General features: G+C 36.4%; 16 protein-coding genes and 2 rRNA genes. 2 read left to right on the top strand and 16 right to left on the bottom strand.

Annotation, left to right across the window (positions count from 1 at the left end; all coding sequences use genetic code 11):
• Positions 1-27: 27 nt before the first annotated feature.
• From GQF29_RS09555 to GQF29_RS09500, 12 genes are all read right to left on the bottom strand, one after another.
• A 23S ribosomal RNA gene (locus GQF29_RS09555) occupies positions 28-2,939 on the bottom strand.
• Positions 2,940-3,200: 261 nt separating this feature from the next.
• Positions 3,201-4,725 (bottom strand): 16S ribosomal RNA (locus GQF29_RS09550).
• Together the 16S and 23S rRNA genes form the textbook arrangement of a ribosomal RNA operon.
• Positions 4,726-5,054: 329 nt before the next feature.
• Complete coding sequence (locus GQF29_RS09545) at positions 5,055-5,465, bottom strand: ester cyclase (protein ID WP_008790635.1); 411 nt, start codon at positions 5,463-5,465, stop codon at positions 5,055-5,057.
• Between the two features lie 93 nt (positions 5,466-5,558).
• The gene (locus GQF29_RS09540) at positions 5,559-5,765 is read right to left on the bottom strand and encodes a YbaK/EbsC family protein (protein WP_017143970.1); all 207 of its coding nucleotides are present in this window, start codon (positions 5,763-5,765) and stop codon (positions 5,559-5,561) included.
• A 93-nt stretch (positions 5,766-5,858) separates the two neighbouring features.
• Positions 5,859-7,229 (bottom strand): replicative DNA helicase, encoded by a 1,371-nt coding sequence (gene dnaB, locus GQF29_RS09535; protein WP_008790636.1) that lies wholly within the window; start codon positions 7,227-7,229, stop codon positions 5,859-5,861.
• Positions 7,230-7,241: 12 nt separating this feature from the next.
• On the bottom strand, positions 7,242-7,688 hold the full coding sequence (rplI, locus tag GQF29_RS09530) for a 50S ribosomal protein L9 (RefSeq protein ID WP_008790637.1): 447 nt from the start codon (positions 7,686-7,688) through the stop codon (positions 7,242-7,244).
• Positions 7,688-9,649, bottom strand: coding sequence for a GGDEF domain-containing protein (locus GQF29_RS09525; protein WP_117598958.1), 1,962 nt, complete (start codon positions 9,647-9,649; stop codon positions 7,688-7,690). Before GQF29_RS09525 ends, rplI begins: the two co-directional genes overlap by 1 nt.
• 12 nt (positions 9,650-9,661) lie before the next feature.
• Positions 9,662-10,573, bottom strand: a complete 912-nt coding sequence (locus tag GQF29_RS09520) for a DUF2232 domain-containing protein (protein WP_008790639.1) — start codon at positions 10,571-10,573, stop codon at positions 9,662-9,664.
• A 151-nt stretch (positions 10,574-10,724) separates the two neighbouring features.
• Positions 10,725-10,955, bottom strand: coding sequence for a 30S ribosomal protein S18 (gene rpsR / locus GQF29_RS09515; protein ID WP_008790640.1), 231 nt, complete (start codon positions 10,953-10,955; stop codon positions 10,725-10,727).
• Between the two features lie 14 nt (positions 10,956-10,969).
• Complete coding sequence (ssb, locus tag GQF29_RS09510; protein ID WP_008790641.1) at positions 10,970-11,425, bottom strand: single-stranded DNA-binding protein; 456 nt, start codon at positions 11,423-11,425, stop codon at positions 10,970-10,972.
• Between the two features lie 13 nt (positions 11,426-11,438).
• On the bottom strand, positions 11,439-11,723 hold the full coding sequence (gene rpsF / locus GQF29_RS09505; RefSeq protein ID WP_008790642.1) for a 30S ribosomal protein S6: 285 nt from the start codon (positions 11,721-11,723) through the stop codon (positions 11,439-11,441).
• A gap of 147 nt (positions 11,724-11,870) precedes the next feature.
• The gene (locus GQF29_RS09500) at positions 11,871-12,296 is read right to left on the bottom strand and encodes a metallophosphoesterase family protein (protein ID WP_008790643.1); all 426 of its coding nucleotides are present in this window, start codon (positions 12,294-12,296) and stop codon (positions 11,871-11,873) included.
• Positions 12,297-12,359: 63 nt separating this feature from the next.
• On the opposite strand from GQF29_RS09500, the gene GQF29_RS09495 reads away from it, so the two are divergent.
• Positions 12,360-12,929, top strand: coding sequence for a DUF305 domain-containing protein (locus GQF29_RS09495; RefSeq protein WP_008790644.1), 570 nt, complete (start codon positions 12,360-12,362; stop codon positions 12,927-12,929).
• 113 nt (positions 12,930-13,042) lie between these two features.
• A complete protein-coding gene (locus GQF29_RS09490) occupies positions 13,043-13,651 on the top strand; it encodes a peptidoglycan recognition protein family protein (RefSeq protein ID WP_008790645.1) in 609 nt (202 codons plus the stop codon).
• 123 nt (positions 13,652-13,774) lie between these two features.
• On the opposite strand, the gene GQF29_RS09485 is transcribed toward GQF29_RS09490, so the two are convergent.
• The 4 genes from GQF29_RS09485 to GQF29_RS09470 form a co-directional block, all read right to left on the bottom strand.
• Positions 13,775-14,911 carry a glycoside hydrolase family 10-like protein gene (locus GQF29_RS09485; protein WP_117598960.1) on the bottom strand — a complete coding sequence of 379 codons (1,137 nt, stop codon included), beginning with the start codon at positions 14,909-14,911 and terminating at the stop codon, positions 13,775-13,777.
• Between the two features lie 25 nt (positions 14,912-14,936).
• Positions 14,937-15,578, bottom strand: coding sequence for a 2-C-methyl-D-erythritol 4-phosphate cytidylyltransferase (ispD, locus tag GQF29_RS09480; protein ID WP_008790647.1), 642 nt, complete (start codon positions 15,576-15,578; stop codon positions 14,937-14,939).
• Positions 15,579-15,661: 83 nt separating this feature from the next.
• On the bottom strand, positions 15,662-16,918 hold the full coding sequence (locus tag GQF29_RS09475; protein WP_054690351.1) for an FtsX-like permease family protein: 1,257 nt from the start codon (positions 16,916-16,918) through the stop codon (positions 15,662-15,664).
• The gene (locus GQF29_RS09470; protein ID WP_017143972.1) at positions 16,911-17,690 is read right to left on the bottom strand and encodes an ABC transporter ATP-binding protein; all 780 of its coding nucleotides are present in this window, start codon (positions 17,688-17,690) and stop codon (positions 16,911-16,913) included. The genes GQF29_RS09475 and GQF29_RS09470 overlap by 8 nt, the downstream gene beginning before the upstream one ends.
• Between the last annotated feature and the right edge of the window lie 62 nt (positions 17,691-17,752).

The raw sequence follows: 17,752 nt of genomic DNA, 5'->3' as shown, positions 1-17,752 counted from the left end.
CTCGCCTTCTTCTTGAACAACCTTCTTCTGGTTAAGTCCTCGACCTATTAGTATCAGTCAGCTTCGCACATCGCTGCGCTTACACCTCTGACCTATCAACCTCATCGTCTTTGAGGGGTCTTACTTCCGAAGAATGGGAAGTCTCATCTTGGAGGGGGCTTCACACTTAGATGCCTTCAGCGTTTATCCCTTCCAGACTTAGCTACCCAGCTGTGCCACTGGCGTGACAACTGGTGCACCATTGGTCTGTCCACCCCGGTCCTCTCGTACTGAGGGCAGCTCTCCTCAAACTTCCTACGCCCACGACAGATAGGGACCGAACTGTCTCACGACGTTCTGAACCCAGCTCGCGTACCGCTTTAATGGGCGAACAGCCCAACCCTTGGAACCGACTTCAGCTCCAGGATGCGATGAGCCGACATCGAGGTGCCAAACCTCCCCGTCGATGTGAACTCTTGGGGGAGATCAGCCTGTTATCCCCAGGGTAGCTTTTATCCGTTGAGCGACGGCCCTTCCATTCGGCACCGCCGGATCACTAAGCCCGACTTTCGTCCCTGCTCGACTTGTTGGTCTCGCAGTCAAACACCCTTTTGCCTTTGCACTCTACGCATGATTTCCAACCATGCTGAGGGTATCTTTGGGCGCCTCCGTTACTCTTTGGGAGGCGACCGCCCCAGTCAAACTGCCCACCTGACACTGTCCCGTCGCCAGCTTATGGCGTCCGGTTAGAACTTCAATACATGAAGGGTAGTATCCCAACGGCGACTCCTCGAATACTGGCGTATCCGTCTCTTCGTCTCCTACCTATCCTGTACATCATGCATCAAAATCCAATATCAAGCTACAGTAAAGCTCCATGGGGTCTTTCCGTCTAGTCGCGGGTAACCTGCATCTTCACAGGTACTAAGACTTCACCGAGTCTACAGCTGAGACAGCGCCCAAATCGTTACGCCTTTCGTGCGGGTCAGAACTTACCTGACAAGGAATTTCGCTACCTTAGGACCGTTATAGTTACGGCCGCCGTTTACTGGGGCTTCAATTCATGGCTTCGCTTGCGCTGACCACTCCTCTTAACCTTCCAGCACCGGGCAGGCGTCACCCCCTATACTTCGACTTGCGTCTTGGCAGAGAGCTGTGTTTTTGGTAAACAGTCGCTTGGGCCGTTTTACTGCGGCTCATCTCTCAATGAGCACTCCTTCTCCCGAAGTTACGGAGTCATTTTGCAGAGTTCCTTAGCTATAGTTCTCTCGCTCACCTTAGGATTCTCTCCTCACCCATGTGTGTCCATTTTCGGTACGGGCTGACAAAGAGTTGATTGCTAGAAGCTTTTCTTGGAAGCTTGCTTCGGCGACTTCTGTACTTATCGTAATGTTCCATACGCGTCACGCCTTCGGGTTTCAACATCCGGATTTGCCTGGATGTCCCCTACCTCGCTTGCACCAGCTATTCCAGCAGCTGGATCGCCTAGCCTGCTCCGTCACTCCATTGCCTCTTCATCAGGTACGGGAATCTCCACCCGTTGTCCATCGACTACGCCTTTCGGCCTCGCCTTAGGTCCCGACTTACCCAGAGCGGACGAACCTTCCTCTGGAAACCTTGGGTATTCGGTGCGTGGGATTCTCACCCACGTTCCGCTACTCACACCGGCATTCTCTCTTCCTGCCGCTCCACATGTCCTTGCGGTCATGCTTCCTCGCTGACAGGAACGCTCCCCTACCACTTATACTTGTCGTATAAATCCATAGCTTCGGTATTATGCTTAGCCCCGGTAAATTTTCGGCGCAGAGTCATTCGACCAGTGAGCTGTTACGCACTCTTTAAAGGGTGGCTGCTTCTGAGCCAACCTCCTGGTTGTCTGGACATCTCCACATCCTTTTCCACTTAGCATATATTTTGGGACCTTAGCTGATGGTCTGGGCTGTTTCCCTTTTGACTACGGACCTTATCACCCGCAGTCTGACTGCCAGATATGTTCCTGTGACATTCGGAGTTTGATTATATTCAGTACCTCGGGATGAGGCCATCACATATTCAGTGCTCTACCTTCACATAACTTTCACTCTGACGCTAGCCCTAAAGCTATTTCGGGGAGAACCAGCTATCTCCGAGTTCGTTTGGAATTTCACCCCTAGCCACAATTCATCCGCCAACGTTTCAACGGGGGTCGGTTCGGTCCTCCATCGGGTTTTACCCCAACTTCAACCTGATCATGGCTAGATCACTCGGTTTCGGGTCTATGACATACAACTCTCGCCCTATTCAGACTCGCTTTCGCTTCGGCTCCGCATCTCCTGCTTAACCTCGCTGCATATCATAACTCGCCGGCTCATTCTACAAAAGGCACGCCATCACCCCTTAACGGGCTCTGACTTCTTGTAAGCATATGGTTTCAGGTTCTCTTTCACTCCCCTCCCGGGGTTCTTTTCACCTTTCCCTCACGGTACTGGTTCACTATCGGTCACAAAGGAGTATTTAGCCTTTCGAGATGGTCCTCGATAATTCCGTCAGGATTCCACGTGCCCCGACGTACTCAGGTACTGTCTCGCATCACTTCACGATTTCGGATACGGGAATGTCACCCTCTTCGTCGCTCCTTCCCAGAAGCTTCTCCTATCATGTCATGTCTGCTTCGCTGACAGCCCTATAACCCCATCTTTGCGATGGTTTGGGCTCCTCCGCTTTCGCTCGCCGCTACTTACGGAATCGTTCTTTACTTTCTTCTCCTGCAGGTACTGAGATGTTTCAGTTCCCTGCGTCTCGCCACGCATCACTATTTATTCATCATGCGCTGACATCCCATTACGGATGCCGGGTTCCCCCATTCGGACATCGACGGGTCCTTGCCTGCTTACTGCTCGCCGTCGCGTTTCGCCGTTTGCTGCGTCCTTCTTCGCCTCTTTGTGCCTAGGCATTCGCCATACGCTCTTTCTTACTTAACCTAAAGTGTTCAAGTTCTACTTGTTTTTTTGTTTCGTGATCTCTCGATCACTCAGCTTGTTATCTTAGTTTTTTTACCACTTTGACTAGATGATTCAACCTTCTCATGAATTTCTATTCCTGATCTCGTTTCTTTCATCTTATCTTTTCGTTTGTAAAAAGTTTTGTTTTTACTAGATTACTATTCAGTTTTCAATGTTCCCTGAGTTCGCCCTCTTCAAGCTCACTCAAAACTAAACAGAAACTCACGCTCTTCTCCCTAGAAAGGAGGTGATCCATCCCCACGTTCCCGTAGGGATACCTTGTTACGACTTCACCCTAATCATCAGTCCCACCTTAGACAGCTCTCTCCTTGCGGTTAAGCCACCGGCTTCGGGTGTTACCAACTCTCATGGTGTGACGGGCGGTGTGTACAAGGCCCGAGAACGTATTCACCGCGACATTCTGATTCGCGATTACTAGCGATTCCAACTTCGTGCAGTCGAGTTGCAGACTGCAGTCCGAACTGAGAACGGGTTTTTGGGTTTCGCTCCACCTCGCGGCTTCGCTTCCCTTTGATCCGTCCATTGTAGCACGTGTGTAGCCCAGGTCATAAGGGGCATGATGATTTGACGTCATCCCCGCCTTCCTCCTCCTTGCAGAGGCAGTCTCGCTAGAGTCCCCAACTTAATGATGGTAACTAGCGACAAGGGTTGCGCTCGTTGCGGGACTTAACCCAACATCTCACGACACGAGCTGACGACAACCATGCACCACCTGTATCCCCTATAGCTATCTCTCTATCTCTAGAGCCTTTAGAGGTATGTCAAGACCTGGTAAGGTTCTTCGCGTTGCTTCGAATTAAACCACATGCTCCACCGCTTGTGCGGGCCCCCGTCAATTCCTTTGAGTTTCATTCTTGCGAACGTACTACTCAGGCGGAGTACTTATTGCGTTAACTGCAGCACTGAGGTTTGACCCCCAACACTTAGTACTCATCGTTTACGGCGTGGACTACTAGGGTATCTAATCCTATTTGCTCCCCACGCTTTCGGGACTGAGCGTCAGTTGCAGCCCAGATCGTCGCCTTCGCCACTGGTGTTCCTCCATATATCTACGCATTTCACCGCTACACATGGAATTCCACGATCCTCTACTGCACTCTAGCTATTTGGTTTCCACGGCTTACTGAAGTTTAGCTTCAGGCTTTCACCGCAGACCTCTATTGCCGCCTGCTCCCTCTTTACGCCCAATGATTCCGGATAACGCTCGCCACCTACGTATTACCGCGGCTGCTGGCACGTAGTTAGCCGTGGCTTTCTCATAAAGTACCGTCACTTATGAATCATTTCCTATTCATACCGTTCTTCCTTTATAACAGAGGTTTACATACCGAAATACTTCTTCCCTCACGCGGCGTTGCTCGGTCAGGGTTTCCCCCATTGCCGAAAATTCCCTACTGCTGCCTCCCGTAGGAGTCTGGGCCGTGTCTCAGTCCCAGTGTGGCCGTCCACCCTCTCAGGTCGGCTACGCATCGTCGCCTTGGTGAGCCGTTACCTCACCAACCAGCTAATGCGCCATAAGTCCATCCTCCTGCTATCCATACGGATATTTAATGAAGCGGTCATGCGACCCCTTCACCTATGCGGTCTTAGCTATCATTTCTAATAGTTATCCCCCTCATGAGGGCAGGTTACTTATGTATTACTCACCCGTTCGCCACTCACTGATAAAATCAGTGCGTTCGACTTGCATGTATTAGGCACGCCGCCAGCGTTCATCCTGAGCCAGGATCAAACTCTCCATTGTTTATCTCAAACAATAACTTGTTCTCTTGACTCTTTTTTCTTACTACTTTCTTTGACGTGTTTTCTGTTTAGTTTTCAATGTCCTTGACCCGTTTTCGGCACCTCTCTGGCGCCTCTCTCGTCGAGTGCTCACTTATAATATCATTTCTCCTCTCCCTTGTAAAGTCTTTTTTTCGTTTTTTTTCAAAAAAAAAATAGACTATATTTAAAAACGCTGATTTTATCGTATGTTTTTATATGTCTATTTTTGATGATTATTTTCCTTTTTTGTCATATCCTGTTTATCACTTCAATTCATATTTTCTATTACTCTTTTATTTTCATACTTAATTATGCTGCTTTAATAAGATGATGCTCATATAAAGTATCAAATGTATTCACAGCACCACCATGCTCAACAATTTTTCCATCAACAACCTTATCAATATCAACACCTGTAAATGATAATTTTTTATACGTTGGTTTTATTCCAATCCATTCACCCTCATGTGTCCCCTCCATTATAAATTCAGAAATAATACAATCTCCATCCTCATATTGCCTTATTATTTTCATTGTATAATCCGGATATGTCTTTTTTACATCGATAAGATGTTGTTTCATGCCATTTACGCCTAATGGAATTGTTTCTTCACCAACTTTCAAAACGCAATCTTCTGATATATATTGTGAAAGTTCTTCGATTAGATTCTTAGAAACAACAACTTCATATAGATATCTTACAATTTCTTTATTATTCATTTTCTTCCTCCTAAACCTTTAACTATCTTATAAATCAAATAAGTCATCAAGAATAATTATATATTATTAAATAAAAAGAATAACACATACATGTTATTCAATATGTATACTTTCAAAACTGTTCCCATGCTCTTTTATCATTCTTATCAATTCATTTGTTTTCATAAAGAGAGTTTTATCATTCCTTAACAGATGAATTCCAATGATTTCAAAAAGATCATTATCAAAAACAACATTCACAGACAATTCATTATCATTCAATATTCCAAATGGAATAACCTCTCCTGCTTTTAATCTCATATATTTGTCTCTTTTCATTCATCAATTGTAACAATATGACCATGCTCAATAACTTCATAAGTCATCTGCATTGAATCTAACAAATTATAAACATCAAGTTCTGACATCTTTAATTGCCTCTAGCGGATTCACTTGTTGGTCCCCTCTAGCCGGATTAGCAAACTTACTATACTGTTTCAAGAATACCAAACGAATATCCGCCAATGCCCCATTACGGTGTTTAGCAATAATTATATCAGTAGCCCCTTGTGTCTCAGCCTCTTTCTTAGGATCTTGATAATCTTCACGGTGAATAAACGAAACAATATCAGCATCTTGTTCAATTGCTCCAGACTCTCTTAAGTCAGATAAAACAGGTCGCTTATTGTCACGTTTTTCAACTGAACGTGATAACTGACTTAAAGCAATAACTGGTACACTCAATTCTCTGGCAATCATTTTTAATTGACGAGAAATATCTGAGACCTCCTGCTGGCGTGACTCCTTGCTGTTTGCAGGTCCAGAAATTAATTGTAGGTAATCAATAATAATCATCTTTAATCCATGTTCACGATGAAGTCGACGGCACTTAGCTGCAATTTCACCCACTCTAATTCCCGGTGTATCATCTATATAAAGATTGCACTTAGAAACTTTGTCGGCAGCAGCATAATATCTTTCATTGCTTTCTTTCAAAATAGCACCCGAACGTAACGACTCCGCTTTTAGGCTCCCTGCTGAACAGATAACACGTTGTATTAACTGTTCAGCGGGCATTTCCAATGAAAAGACCGCAACAGCCTCATCAGCTTTATAAGCAACATTATAAGCAACATTTAACGCAAAGGCAGTCTTTCCTACAGAGGGACGAGCAGCAAGAATAATCAAGTCACCCTTTTGAAATCCAGAAGTTAATTTATCCAAGTCATAATAACCTGTCTTCACACCAGAAATCTCCCCATCTGCTTTTTGCAACATAACCAAGCGATCAGTAACATTTTGAATAACAGTCTTAACATCTTTAAATTCACCCGCATTACGATCTCGTGTTACACTTAAGAAATTCTTTTCTGATTCTCCAATAAAATCATTAATATTCTCAACTTCACCATATGCGTTTTCAATAATCTGTGTAGATTGTTGAATAAGTTTTCTGAGTAATGATTTTTCATTTAATATCTTTAAATAATATTGACTATGTGCTGTTGTTGGAACTGATTCACTTAATTGTAATAAATACTCTACGCCTCCAATTTTATCTAATAACTTTTTATCCATCAAATATGATGTTAAAGTTGTCACATCAACTGGATTATTTTGATGATCAATGGATTGCATAGCATCAAAAAGGATACGATGGCTGTCTAAATAAAAATCTTCTTTTGTCGCCAAACTTAATATTTCATGACATGCATCTATAGAAATAAGCATAGATCCAAGCAATGATCTTTCAGCTTCTATATCATGTGGATATTCTCTTGCCATCTGTTTACCTCCTTATTTTTCTTTTAAGTGTACTTTGATTGTCGCAATGACATCTTTATAAAGTTCAATCTTAAGATTTGTATATCCCAAAGCTTGAATAGGTCTTGCATTAATAAACTTTCTTTTATCAATTTTAATATCATGTGTTTTCAATAATTCTTCTGCAACATTTTTTGTAGACACACTTCCAAATGTTTTTCCATCTTTCCCTGAAGACAAAGCAAATTCTAAAGTAATGTTTTCTAATGTTTCCTTTAATTCTTCAGCTTTCTTCTTATTTTCTAAATCTTGCAAACGTTCTTGTTCCTTATTGTGAGCAACAATCTCTTTCCCATGCTCTGTAGCCAAAACTGCAAGTTTATTCTTAATTAAAAAGTTTTGACCATATCCATCAGCAACATTAACAATATCACCTTTCTTTCCCACTTTCTTTACATCTTGAGTTAAAATAACTTTCATCACACTTCACCTCTATCATCTAAATATTCTTTAATTTTTTCTTCTAATAAAAGACGAACATCTTCTATACTTCGATTTTCAAACTGAGCTGCAGCCATACTAAAATGGCCACCACCACCCATATTTTCCATAATAATCTGGACGTTAATATCACGTGTACTTCTCGCACTTATTGCAACCATTGTTTTAGATATTCGTCCAATTGTAAATGTCGCCTTAATCGTACTCACTTCTAACAATGAATTACTTGCTTTTGCTAACATTGTACGCGTATACTCTTCATTCTCATGGGCACAAGCAATCAATATATATGGATTATACCGATAAGCAGTTTGAGTAATTGATAATCTTTGCAACGTTTCTTCATAAGAATCTTCTAAGAATTCATAAGCCAATGTCATATTTGCCTGTAATTCCTTTAAATAAGCAGCTGACTGAAATGTACGCACACCCACTCTTTGTTTAAAGTTATTTGTATCAACTAGCATACCTGCATACATTATTGTTGCATCCAATTCATTGATATTTAATTCTACATTTTGATAATCACACAATTCAACAACAAGTTCAACTGTACTAGATGCGGCTGGCTCCAGATAAGTAAGAACCGGTGCTTCAATGAATTCTTCACCACGTCGATGATGATCAATAATCACCTTATTTCTCACACGTTCTAATAGTGCATTTGAGATAGCCAAACTTGGTTTATGATTATCTACTACAATTAATAATGTATTCTTATTAATATGCTCCATTGCCTCTGTATAGGAAATAATCATTCCTTTATATTTATCATGATTCTTAATCATTGTTGCAACATCTTTTGTTTTCTTCTCAATAGATTCAAAATCGACCACAATGTTCGCTTTCTTTCCATATGCAATAGCAATCTTAGCGACCCCCAATGATGCTCCAAACGAATCCAAATCTGAATTCTTATGCCCCATTACCAGTACATGACTCGAATTTTTAATTAAACCAGCCAATGATTGCGCAATAACTCTAGCACGTACCTTACTGCTTTTTTCAAAAGTATCACTATTACCGCCAAAGAATTTAACATTATCATCTCCTGATTTCACAGCAACTTGATCTCCTCCACGAGAATAAGTCAAATTCAAAGCATTTGAGGCCATATCATCAAGTTCCCTTAAAACTCTAGAATCACGACCAATTCCAATACTTAAAGTCATAACTTCATCTAATTCTTTTGACATCTCTTTAAATGTATCTAAAATAGCAAATTTATTTTCAACTTGTTTACGATAAATTCTTTCATTAAAAAATGCCAAATATCCTCCAGACTTAAATCTACGGATAATAATCCCATTGGAATAAGCCCAATCAACAATAACTTGTCTTGACTTTGATTGTATCAAAGCCATTTTTGGTTCATCAGCATTTTCTAACGTTTCCTCATAATTATCAATAGTAATATAAGCCATACAAACCTGCTGATCAAGATAATCTTGTTGCAATGACAAAAACTGAGTCACATCTTTTAAATAAATTAACTTTGTTTCTTGACTATTATATGCTTCAAACTTCTTACCTTTAATATCAACAATCTTAATATCCTCATCTTCAAACAATGAAGCAAGATGTGGCTGCCATTCTAAAAGTTTTACACCAACAATATTAATATTCATTTCTTTAAACAAATCACTTGTCCATACAACATTTCTTGTTTCATCATATTGAATCAAACCTAAACCACCAAATATAAAAGCATTTTTAGCATCAACATCCAACGCCTCAGATACACTCATACTATTTGTATCAACCAAATAAGTTATATAAGATAACACAAAGAACAAAATAATATTTTTAATCAATGCATAGACTGAAAAAGCAAATAATAAAGAACTATCAAGCAAAAGATATAACCCAAATAATAAAATACATTCAGCTACGAGAAGTATTATAATAAGATTTCTCAACTGTGCAATCTTTCTTATCATAAATATCCCTCCTTAATTATTATCATGACCATTATACAATAAATTCCCTCTTAAATCACTAAATATATCTACGATTCCCACAATAACATAGAATGTATTTACCAATGGGATAAAAATCCCTATAAATACCAATATCATTAACTTTGGCTTTTTCTTTAAAATTGTTAGCCATGTAAAAAAAGCCAATCCCTCTACCGCAAAAGCCAGTGTTGTTAATGTATATGCATATGATAAATACACACTTTCTATATCAGTAAAACTTTTGAGCAGATAAGAGCCAAACATAATAATAGCTAAAAAAACTCCTGTTTTATAACCAAAATGTAGCATAGCAATATGAAACGAACCTGGAAATTTTATCTTAAATCTAGATAAAACAATCTGACACAGCAAGATAATTACATACATTTCTAAAACTGACATGATAATTAAAACAATAGGAATCATTAATATCACAGTTTCAACAGTCAACTGGCTTGCTAATGATGGCATTATTTCTATTAACATCTGATACATCTCTCTCATCTCAGCTACTAGATTCATACCTAGAAGACCTGAAAAAACTTCATAGAGTAAAATATTATTAAGGAAAGTCACTAACAATGTTCCCATTAAAATTGTTTCTTTCTTTACTTTTCTTTTCAGTGCTTCGCCTATAAATAAACCAGCCAAGCAAGAAGAAATAGATGAAATCACAAAAAATGGTAACCCTACCATTGCAATAACAACCATTGCAACAAAAGAAACCACAATATTATCTTTTAAAGTATAAGTATAACCATACCAAACCAGTGGAATAACCATAACATAACATATAAAAACATCAAACATACTTCCAGTATATGTATTTAAGAGTGATAACACTCCAAACATAGCTGCTATCATGGCTCCTTGAACCATCTTTTTCGTATTTGTCTTTCCCATAGTAACTCCTTTCCATCCTAAAAAATATAGCCTATTATATCATATTTATAAGGAATAAAATGAAATATTTTATCCTTCATGTCCATCTTTAAAATATTAATTATGATAAGAAAAGAAAAAACTCCTGATTTCTCAAGAGTTTAAGTCCTAATTATTCACCAACGTATGGTAATAATGCCATTTGTCTAGCACGTTTAATAGCTGCAGCTAATTGTCTTTGGTATTTAGCGCTTGTTCCAGTTACACGTCTAGGAATGATTTTTCCATTTGCAGAAACGAATCTTTTTAATAATTCAACATCTTTATAATCGATGTAATCAATCTTATTTTTTGTAAAAAAGCAAACTTTCTTTCTACCCATTCTTTGTCTTTTGAATGCCATAAGTCTATTCCTCCTTAAAATTGAATATCATCTTCCATAATATCAAATGAATTAAATGAATTATCGAAATCTTTTTCTAAATCCACTGTTTTCATATCATAGAAGTTATCTTGTTCTACTTGAGGTTGCTGTTGCTGAGCTTTTTCTCTGGCAGCTTTTGTTTCTAAAAACTGTACACTGTCACAGACAACTTCAACAACATAAACCTTTTGCCCTTGTGCATTGTCATAACTACGAGAACGTAGTCGACCTTCAACACCAACTAATGATCCTTTTGAACAATATCTTTCAACATTTTCAGCGCCTTTATTCCAAACAACACAATTGATATAATCAGCTTGCTGTCCATCAGCTGAATTGTAATTACGGTTTAATGCTAATGTGAAACTTGTCACTGCTGCTCCCGTATTTGTTCTTCTTAACTCAGGATCCCTTGTCATTCTTCCAACGAGTACGACACGATTAATCATATATTACACCTTCTTAATCTCTTCTAAGAGTTAAATGACGTAACATGTTTGCATTAATACGTGATAAACGTTCGAACTCAGCAATATTTGCAGGAGTTGTTGTTGTATCTAAAACAACATAATATCCTTTTGTATAATCTTTGATTTCGTAAGCTAAGTCACGTAATCCCCATTCGTTTACATTATCTACAGTTCCTTCAGTATTTGTTAATACTTTTTTGAAGTTTTCAATAATAGCGTTTCTTGCATCTTCTTCAACGTCTGGTTTTACAATAAACATAATTTCATATTTGTTCATCTTTTTACCTCCTCCTATGGTCTAATGGTCTGCACACTTTCATACAGACAGGCAGTAAATATTTTTACATGCTCATGCATTATAGCACAATAGAATTAAAAATACAACGATTTTATCACTGAAATTCAAGTTTTTATTGAACCGTTTTTATTGAACATCTTTTTGAATAATTTCATAACCATTCGGATTTAATATTAATATTATATATGTTAAAGGTAAAGAAAAACGTTTACGTCCACAACTCCCAGGATTTAAGTATTGAACACCATTTTGAATATAACATTCATATCGATGAGAATGACCATAGATATAAAAGTCCACATCTTTCTTTTCACCAATCTGATGAACCATATAGAAACGATAACCTGCTAATGTAAAGTACTCTTCCTCATTGAGCATAAGATAATCATTATTACCTTTAACAACAATGAGAGGAGCAGTTTTCTTTAACTTTTCTAAAATCTCTTCCTTCATAATATCACCTGCATGCAAAATATAATCACATGTCTGCAATTCTTCTAAGACATCATTTCTTAGAACATTGTGTGTATCAGATATAATTCCAATTTTCATTCATTTACATCTCCTTTCACACTCTTGAACCTTTTTCATATTTTATCATGAAAGGAGGTCTTTATGAACTGTCAACAATATAGCGATAATACCCAACAATATCTTATCTGCTTTTATGAAATACTCAATCAAATGATTGCTGACATGACCAATGCATCTCTTTCATGTAGTCTCTCATCAGATTTTATTAATCAAATGATACCCCACCATAGAGCTGCTATTCATATGTCAAGAAACCTTTTGATGTACACAACAAATATTCCTCTTCAAAACATTGCACAAAATATCATAAAAGAACAAACTCAAAGTATCAGAAATATGCAAGATATTCAAAATTGCTGTTTATCACTACACAATTCTCAAGACCAGATTAATTCATACTTTAATAAGTATAATAGTATCACATGGACAATGTTTGAAAGCATGCAAAATGCACCAACAAACAATGATATTAACATAAGTTTTATGAATGAAATGATTCCTCATCATGAGGGGGCTGTGAGATTATCAAAGAATGCTTTAGAGCATTGTATCTGTCCACAACTCATCCCCATTCTTGAAGCAATTATTACCAGTCAGGAAAAAGGTATTTCTGAAATGAAAAAACAACTCAGTGAATTGAAATCATGTTAAATTGCCATTATTCTACAAAATATTAATAATTTCTTAAAAACTTATTACACATTTGTTAATACATTTATTTGATATTATGTCATAATAAGAATACAACAAATGGGGTGAAATCAATGGCAAGAAAGAGAAAACGTTTAAAAAAGGGTGTTATTTTTTGTATAGTTCTTATCTTATTCTGTGGATTAGGATTTGGCTATTATAAATTCATATACAATCATAATGATATAGAAACATATACTGCAGATGGATTATCTATTCAACATGATTTCTTAACAGTCAACCCTTATTCAAGAAGTGGAAAATCATTAGGAAGAGTTAAAGGAATTGTTATTCATTATACAGGGAATCCTGGATCAACTGCAAAAGGAAATAGAAATTATTTTGAAGCTCTCAAAGACAAACATACAACATCTGTTTCAAGTCACTTTATTGTTGGTTTAAAAGGAGAAATTATTCAATGTATTCCATTAAATGAAATTGCATATGCTTCTAATAATCGCAATAAAGATACAATTTCAATTGAGACTTGCCACCCTGATGAATCTGGAAAGTTCAACCAAGAAACATATCAGTCACTTCAAAAACTTGTGAGATCATTAATGGATACTTATGATTTAGATAAAGAAGACGTCATTAGGCATTATGATGTTACAGGAAAAATATGCCCAAAATATTTTGTAGATCATGAAGATGCGTGGCAAATATTTTTAAACTCATTGTAAAAGAAAAGAAGACGAATCGTCTTCTTTTCAAACATCCACTTATTTCTCGACACCCAATTTGGGCGAAATAAGTTTTATGTCGGCTCTACGTAATCATAACAGAAATCAAATAATTGTCAATCTTTAATTATATGGATGAGCCCTTAAAAGTTCTCTCATTTCTTTTTCCCCATCTTCTTTTAATAAAGATGAATAATTAAACAAACTATAACCTTTATATCCATTATTAGACAATATTTGAACTTGTTCAGATATATTTGATGATGACAAAGTCCAGCCTTTATCCAAATCCAATTCTTCTCCAGATTGATAGAGTGCCAATCCTGCATATAACATAACCGTCTTTTGACGTTTTAATCCAGCATACAGTTCAATACGATCTGTAAACATCCTTGTTTTTCCATCTGGTCCATACTGATCACTCCAGTAAACCTGAGGCATTATATAATCAACATATCCATCTTCCTTGAGCCATGTATCTACATCTGCCCCTTCATTAACACAATTCTCATAATTTCCTTGTGGGCTAATACCAAAAACAATATTTGAATTAATAGACTTAATACTTTGATAGACATCTTGTATAAGCATGTTTACGTTATCCATACGTTGCCCTTGTGTCGTTTCACCATGTGTACCTTCAATATAAAAGTAATCATCAAAATGAATACCATCTACTTCATAGTTTTCAACAATCTCTTTCACACCAGCAACTATATAATCTCTAACGTCCTGACTTTCAGGATTAAATATATATTTATACGTTGCATACCCAATACTTTGTTTGGTATCTTCTAACCATGATTTTTTTGATGACAATTCCATGAAATTTTGATAAGTATTTTTATTTAAAGATATACGATAGGGATTTATCCAAGCTTCAATTGATATCCCTTTTTTATGTGCTAATTTAATCATTTCTTCTAGAGGGTCAAAAGACAATGAAGAGCGATGACAAATGACTTTTGATATTGGATAAATTTTAGATTGATATAATGCATCAGCAAATGGCCTGACCTGAACAATAATTGTATTATTTTTATAGTTATCTACAACCCTTAATGCTTCTGAGAAATCTTCTATAAAAGCATCTCTTGATTCATATGAAAACTTAGCTAGATCAGAATAAGAAAACCAAACTGCTCGTTTATCTAAAGAGGATAATGAACATGTTGGTCTAGGAAACAAAAAGTAAACAATAAAACATACACATAGCAAAACAACAATGACTAAAAAACTATGTTTTGTATTTTTCTTCACAACATCACCCCTTTAATCATATTCATTAAATATCTCTTAAGTCCTCAGGAGTGGTAATTTTTATATTTTCATAATCACTAACAATGGCATATACCTTAACATCACTAAATTTTTCAACCATTTGAGCATCATCAGTTGCTTGATATTCTTCTAGAATTCCTTGTGAATATGCATCAACAATCACATCTCTATGAAAAGCTTGAGGCGTTTGCGCCTGCATTAATTCAGAACGCTTTAAAGTCTCAACAACTTTCCCATTGACAACTTTTTTAATTGTATCTTTACAAGGAACCATAAGTAAACAGGCACTGTGCACTTTTAAACATTCTAATAAAGCATCAATATGTTTTCTTTTTACAAATGGTCTTGCCCCATCATGTATAAGAACATAATCACCTTTTGTCTTCTTCAATCCTTCATACACACTATCTTGTCTTTCCTGTCCTCCATCAGCAAATTCAATACGTGAATCTTTTGATAGTCTCTCAAACAGTTTTCTTTCAAAAGGCTGTGTAACAACAATAATTTGACCACATTTTGAATCATGAATAAAATTCTCCAAAGTCATTTCATAAACTGTTTTTCCATTAAACTCATAAAGCATTTTATTATAATCTAAACCTGTTCTTGTGCCTTTTCCAGCACATAAAATAATGACACTATACATATATTCCACCCACCTTTTTTATATTATACAATCCCATTTCTTAAAAAGATAGCCAAAATAATAAATATTACCTTATCTAAATTCTAAAGAATATTTTTTTGATATGTAAAAAAGACAATACATCCACATATCAATAATGGTCCAACAAAAAAAGTTATCAACATTATAATAAAATCAAATTTCATCAGATTATGAATATATAGTGAAAACAATATATTTCCAATATAAATCAAACAAACAGCCATCAATATTCCAAAAAAAACAATAACTTCTTTTCTAATAATAGAAAGAAGAGGTTTTCGTTCATAACCAATCCGAGATAATGTTAAAAAAACATTCTTTCTTCCAAGTATTTCTACTAAAAATCTAAAAACTACTGTTAATGATAATAAACAATGAATAACAACATAAGATACAAAACATAAAACAACAGTCATAGAATCAGATAAATTGGAAACGAGCAATGTAATTATAAGAATTGTACTCATGATAAAAAGAATCAAATTCTTCTTCATGAAAACAAGATCTCTTCTCATAAAACCAATGTAAACTGTTTTTTCTGAATAATCAATATGATTCATAATGTATTGATCTAAAAATGGAACCAGCATTTTACTCCACAAACCATAAAGACCAATCATTCCTATAACAGAGAAAAGAATCATTGCTGTTGGTTCATTTCCATAGATATAAAACAAACAAATAGGTAATAAAAACATGATTGAATAGAGATATTTTGTAAATTTGATATCAAAATGAAAAGGAAAGGCAGGTTTTAAGCCATCGACCATAACATCTCCTACCAAGAGATTTCGTATTGAACTTCGATATGCATATCCAACATTGAGAATTGTACACCATATCACAACAAATAAAAGAATAACAATCGTCACAAGAATACCCTGTTGATTAAAACTCAAAATTGTTGTGATTTGTAACATATCTAATATAAAATTATTAATAAACATCATAGATAATATTGCCAAAGCAATACCAATTGGTACAGCACAGAAAAAAATAAACAATGTTGATGAAAGTAAATATCCTGTAATTTGTAAAAATGTTGCGCCACTAACCAAACGTATAGCCATTTGTTTCGACTTTTTCTTCACATAGAAATCATTTGCAAAAAAGATAACAATCATACATATTGTCATGACAAAGACACATAAATACGTAATGACATCATTTCTACTATTGATAAAAGTCATTCCAACTGCTTCAGAACAAGCGACATTAAAAAAAATAAAAATAAACATTGTCGTTAAAACAAAAGTTATCCAATAAAATAATGACCTTGAAAAATTCTCATGAATACCACGCCATGCAAGTTTAATCATGATGCTTCTCAAATAACTTTCTTGATTCTAATGAATTGATATCTACAATTTTCTGGAAGTATTCATCTTGAGATAATTCTTGGCGTTGAAGCGTTTCAGCAATATGTCCATCTTTAATGTAAACAAATCGCGAAGAATAAGAAGCAATCATAGGATCATGTGAAACCATAATAATAGTCACTCCATCTTGTTCATTTAAACTTTTCAATGTCATTAAAAGCTCATGAGAGTTGACACTATCTAAGTTTCCTGTTGGTTCATCAGCAATAATTATTTTTGGCTGCGCAATTAATGCTCTACATATAGCTGCACGTTGTCTTTGTCCTCCTGAACATTCATAAGGATACTTCTTTAATAAATGTTCTATCCCCATATTCTTAGCCATATCATGGACACGCTCAAAAATATCTTCTTTAGATATCTTGGCAAGTGATAATGGCATTGAGATATTTTCAAACAGTGTATGAGTATCTAGCAGATTAAAATCCTGAAAAACAAATCCTAAATTTTGATATCGGAAACGTCCTATTTCTTGAGCGGACATTTCTCTTACGTCTACCCCTTGGATACGAACACTCCCTTTGGTTGGAATATCAATAGTTGAAATATTATTAATAAATGTTGACTTTCCGCTCCCACTCGGTCCCATGATACATATAAACTCACCTGGTTCTACCTGAAAATCAAGTGCATGTAATGCCTCAAATTCATTTTGACTATGTATCCCATATATCTTAGTCAGTTTTTTGGCTTCTAGTATATATTGGCTCATCGTCATCCCTCCGTTTCATTTTTGTTTATAATTCAATACATTTTTGTAACACATTTTCAGTT

The sequence above is a fragment of the Coprobacillus cateniformis genome (genome assembly GCF_009767585.1).
In the GTDB taxonomy this organism is placed as follows: domain Bacteria; phylum Bacillota_I; class Bacilli_A; order Erysipelotrichales; family Coprobacillaceae; genus Coprobacillus; species Coprobacillus cateniformis.
Note: the sequence above shows the minus strand (reverse complement) of the source record. Positions and strands in the feature narration are given on the sequence as shown.

What these genes read in the sequence shown, in the direction of transcription:
- GQF29_RS09540 (WP_017143970.1), bottom strand. Translation starts at nt 5,765, where the DNA reads ATGAGATTAAAAGCAGGAGAGGTTATTCCATTTGGAATATTGAATGAT.
- GQF29_RS09475 (WP_054690351.1), bottom strand. Translation starts at nt 16,918, where the DNA reads ATGATTAAACTTGCATGGCGTGGTATTCATGAGAATTTTTCAAGGTCA.
- ssb (WP_008790641.1), bottom strand. Translation starts at nt 11,425, where the DNA reads ATGATTAATCGTGTCGTACTCGTTGGAAGAATGACAAGGGATCCTGAG.
- rpsR (WP_008790640.1), bottom strand. Translation starts at nt 10,955, where the DNA reads ATGGCATTCAAAAGACAAAGAATGGGTAGAAAGAAAGTTTGCTTTTTT.
- ispD (WP_008790647.1), bottom strand. Translation starts at nt 15,578, where the DNA reads ATGTATAGTGTCATTATTTTATGTGCTGGAAAAGGCACAAGAACAGGT.
- GQF29_RS09545 (WP_008790635.1), bottom strand. Translation starts at nt 5,465, where the DNA reads ATGAATAATAAAGAAATTGTAAGATATCTATATGAAGTTGTTGTTTCT.
- GQF29_RS09495 (WP_008790644.1), top strand. Translation starts at nt 12,360, where the DNA reads ATGAACTGTCAACAATATAGCGATAATACCCAACAATATCTTATCTGC.
- GQF29_RS09470 (WP_017143972.1), bottom strand. Translation starts at nt 17,690, where the DNA reads ATGAGCCAATATATACTAGAAGCCAAAAAACTGACTAAGATATATGGG.
- dnaB (WP_008790636.1), bottom strand. Translation starts at nt 7,229, where the DNA reads ATGGCAAGAGAATATCCACATGATATAGAAGCTGAAAGATCATTGCTT.
- rplI (WP_008790637.1), bottom strand. Translation starts at nt 7,688, where the DNA reads ATGAAAGTTATTTTAACTCAAGATGTAAAGAAAGTGGGAAAGAAAGGT.
- GQF29_RS09525 (WP_117598958.1), bottom strand. Translation starts at nt 9,649, where the DNA reads ATGATAAGAAAGATTGCACAGTTGAGAAATCTTATTATAATACTTCTC.
- GQF29_RS09520 (WP_008790639.1), bottom strand. Translation starts at nt 10,573, where the DNA reads ATGGGAAAGACAAATACGAAAAAGATGGTTCAAGGAGCCATGATAGCA.
- rpsF (WP_008790642.1), bottom strand. Translation starts at nt 11,723, where the DNA reads ATGAACAAATATGAAATTATGTTTATTGTAAAACCAGACGTTGAAGAA.
- GQF29_RS09490 (WP_008790645.1), top strand. Translation starts at nt 13,043, where the DNA reads ATGGCAAGAAAGAGAAAACGTTTAAAAAAGGGTGTTATTTTTTGTATA.
- GQF29_RS09500 (WP_008790643.1), bottom strand. Translation starts at nt 12,296, where the DNA reads ATGAAAATTGGAATTATATCTGATACACACAATGTTCTAAGAAATGAT.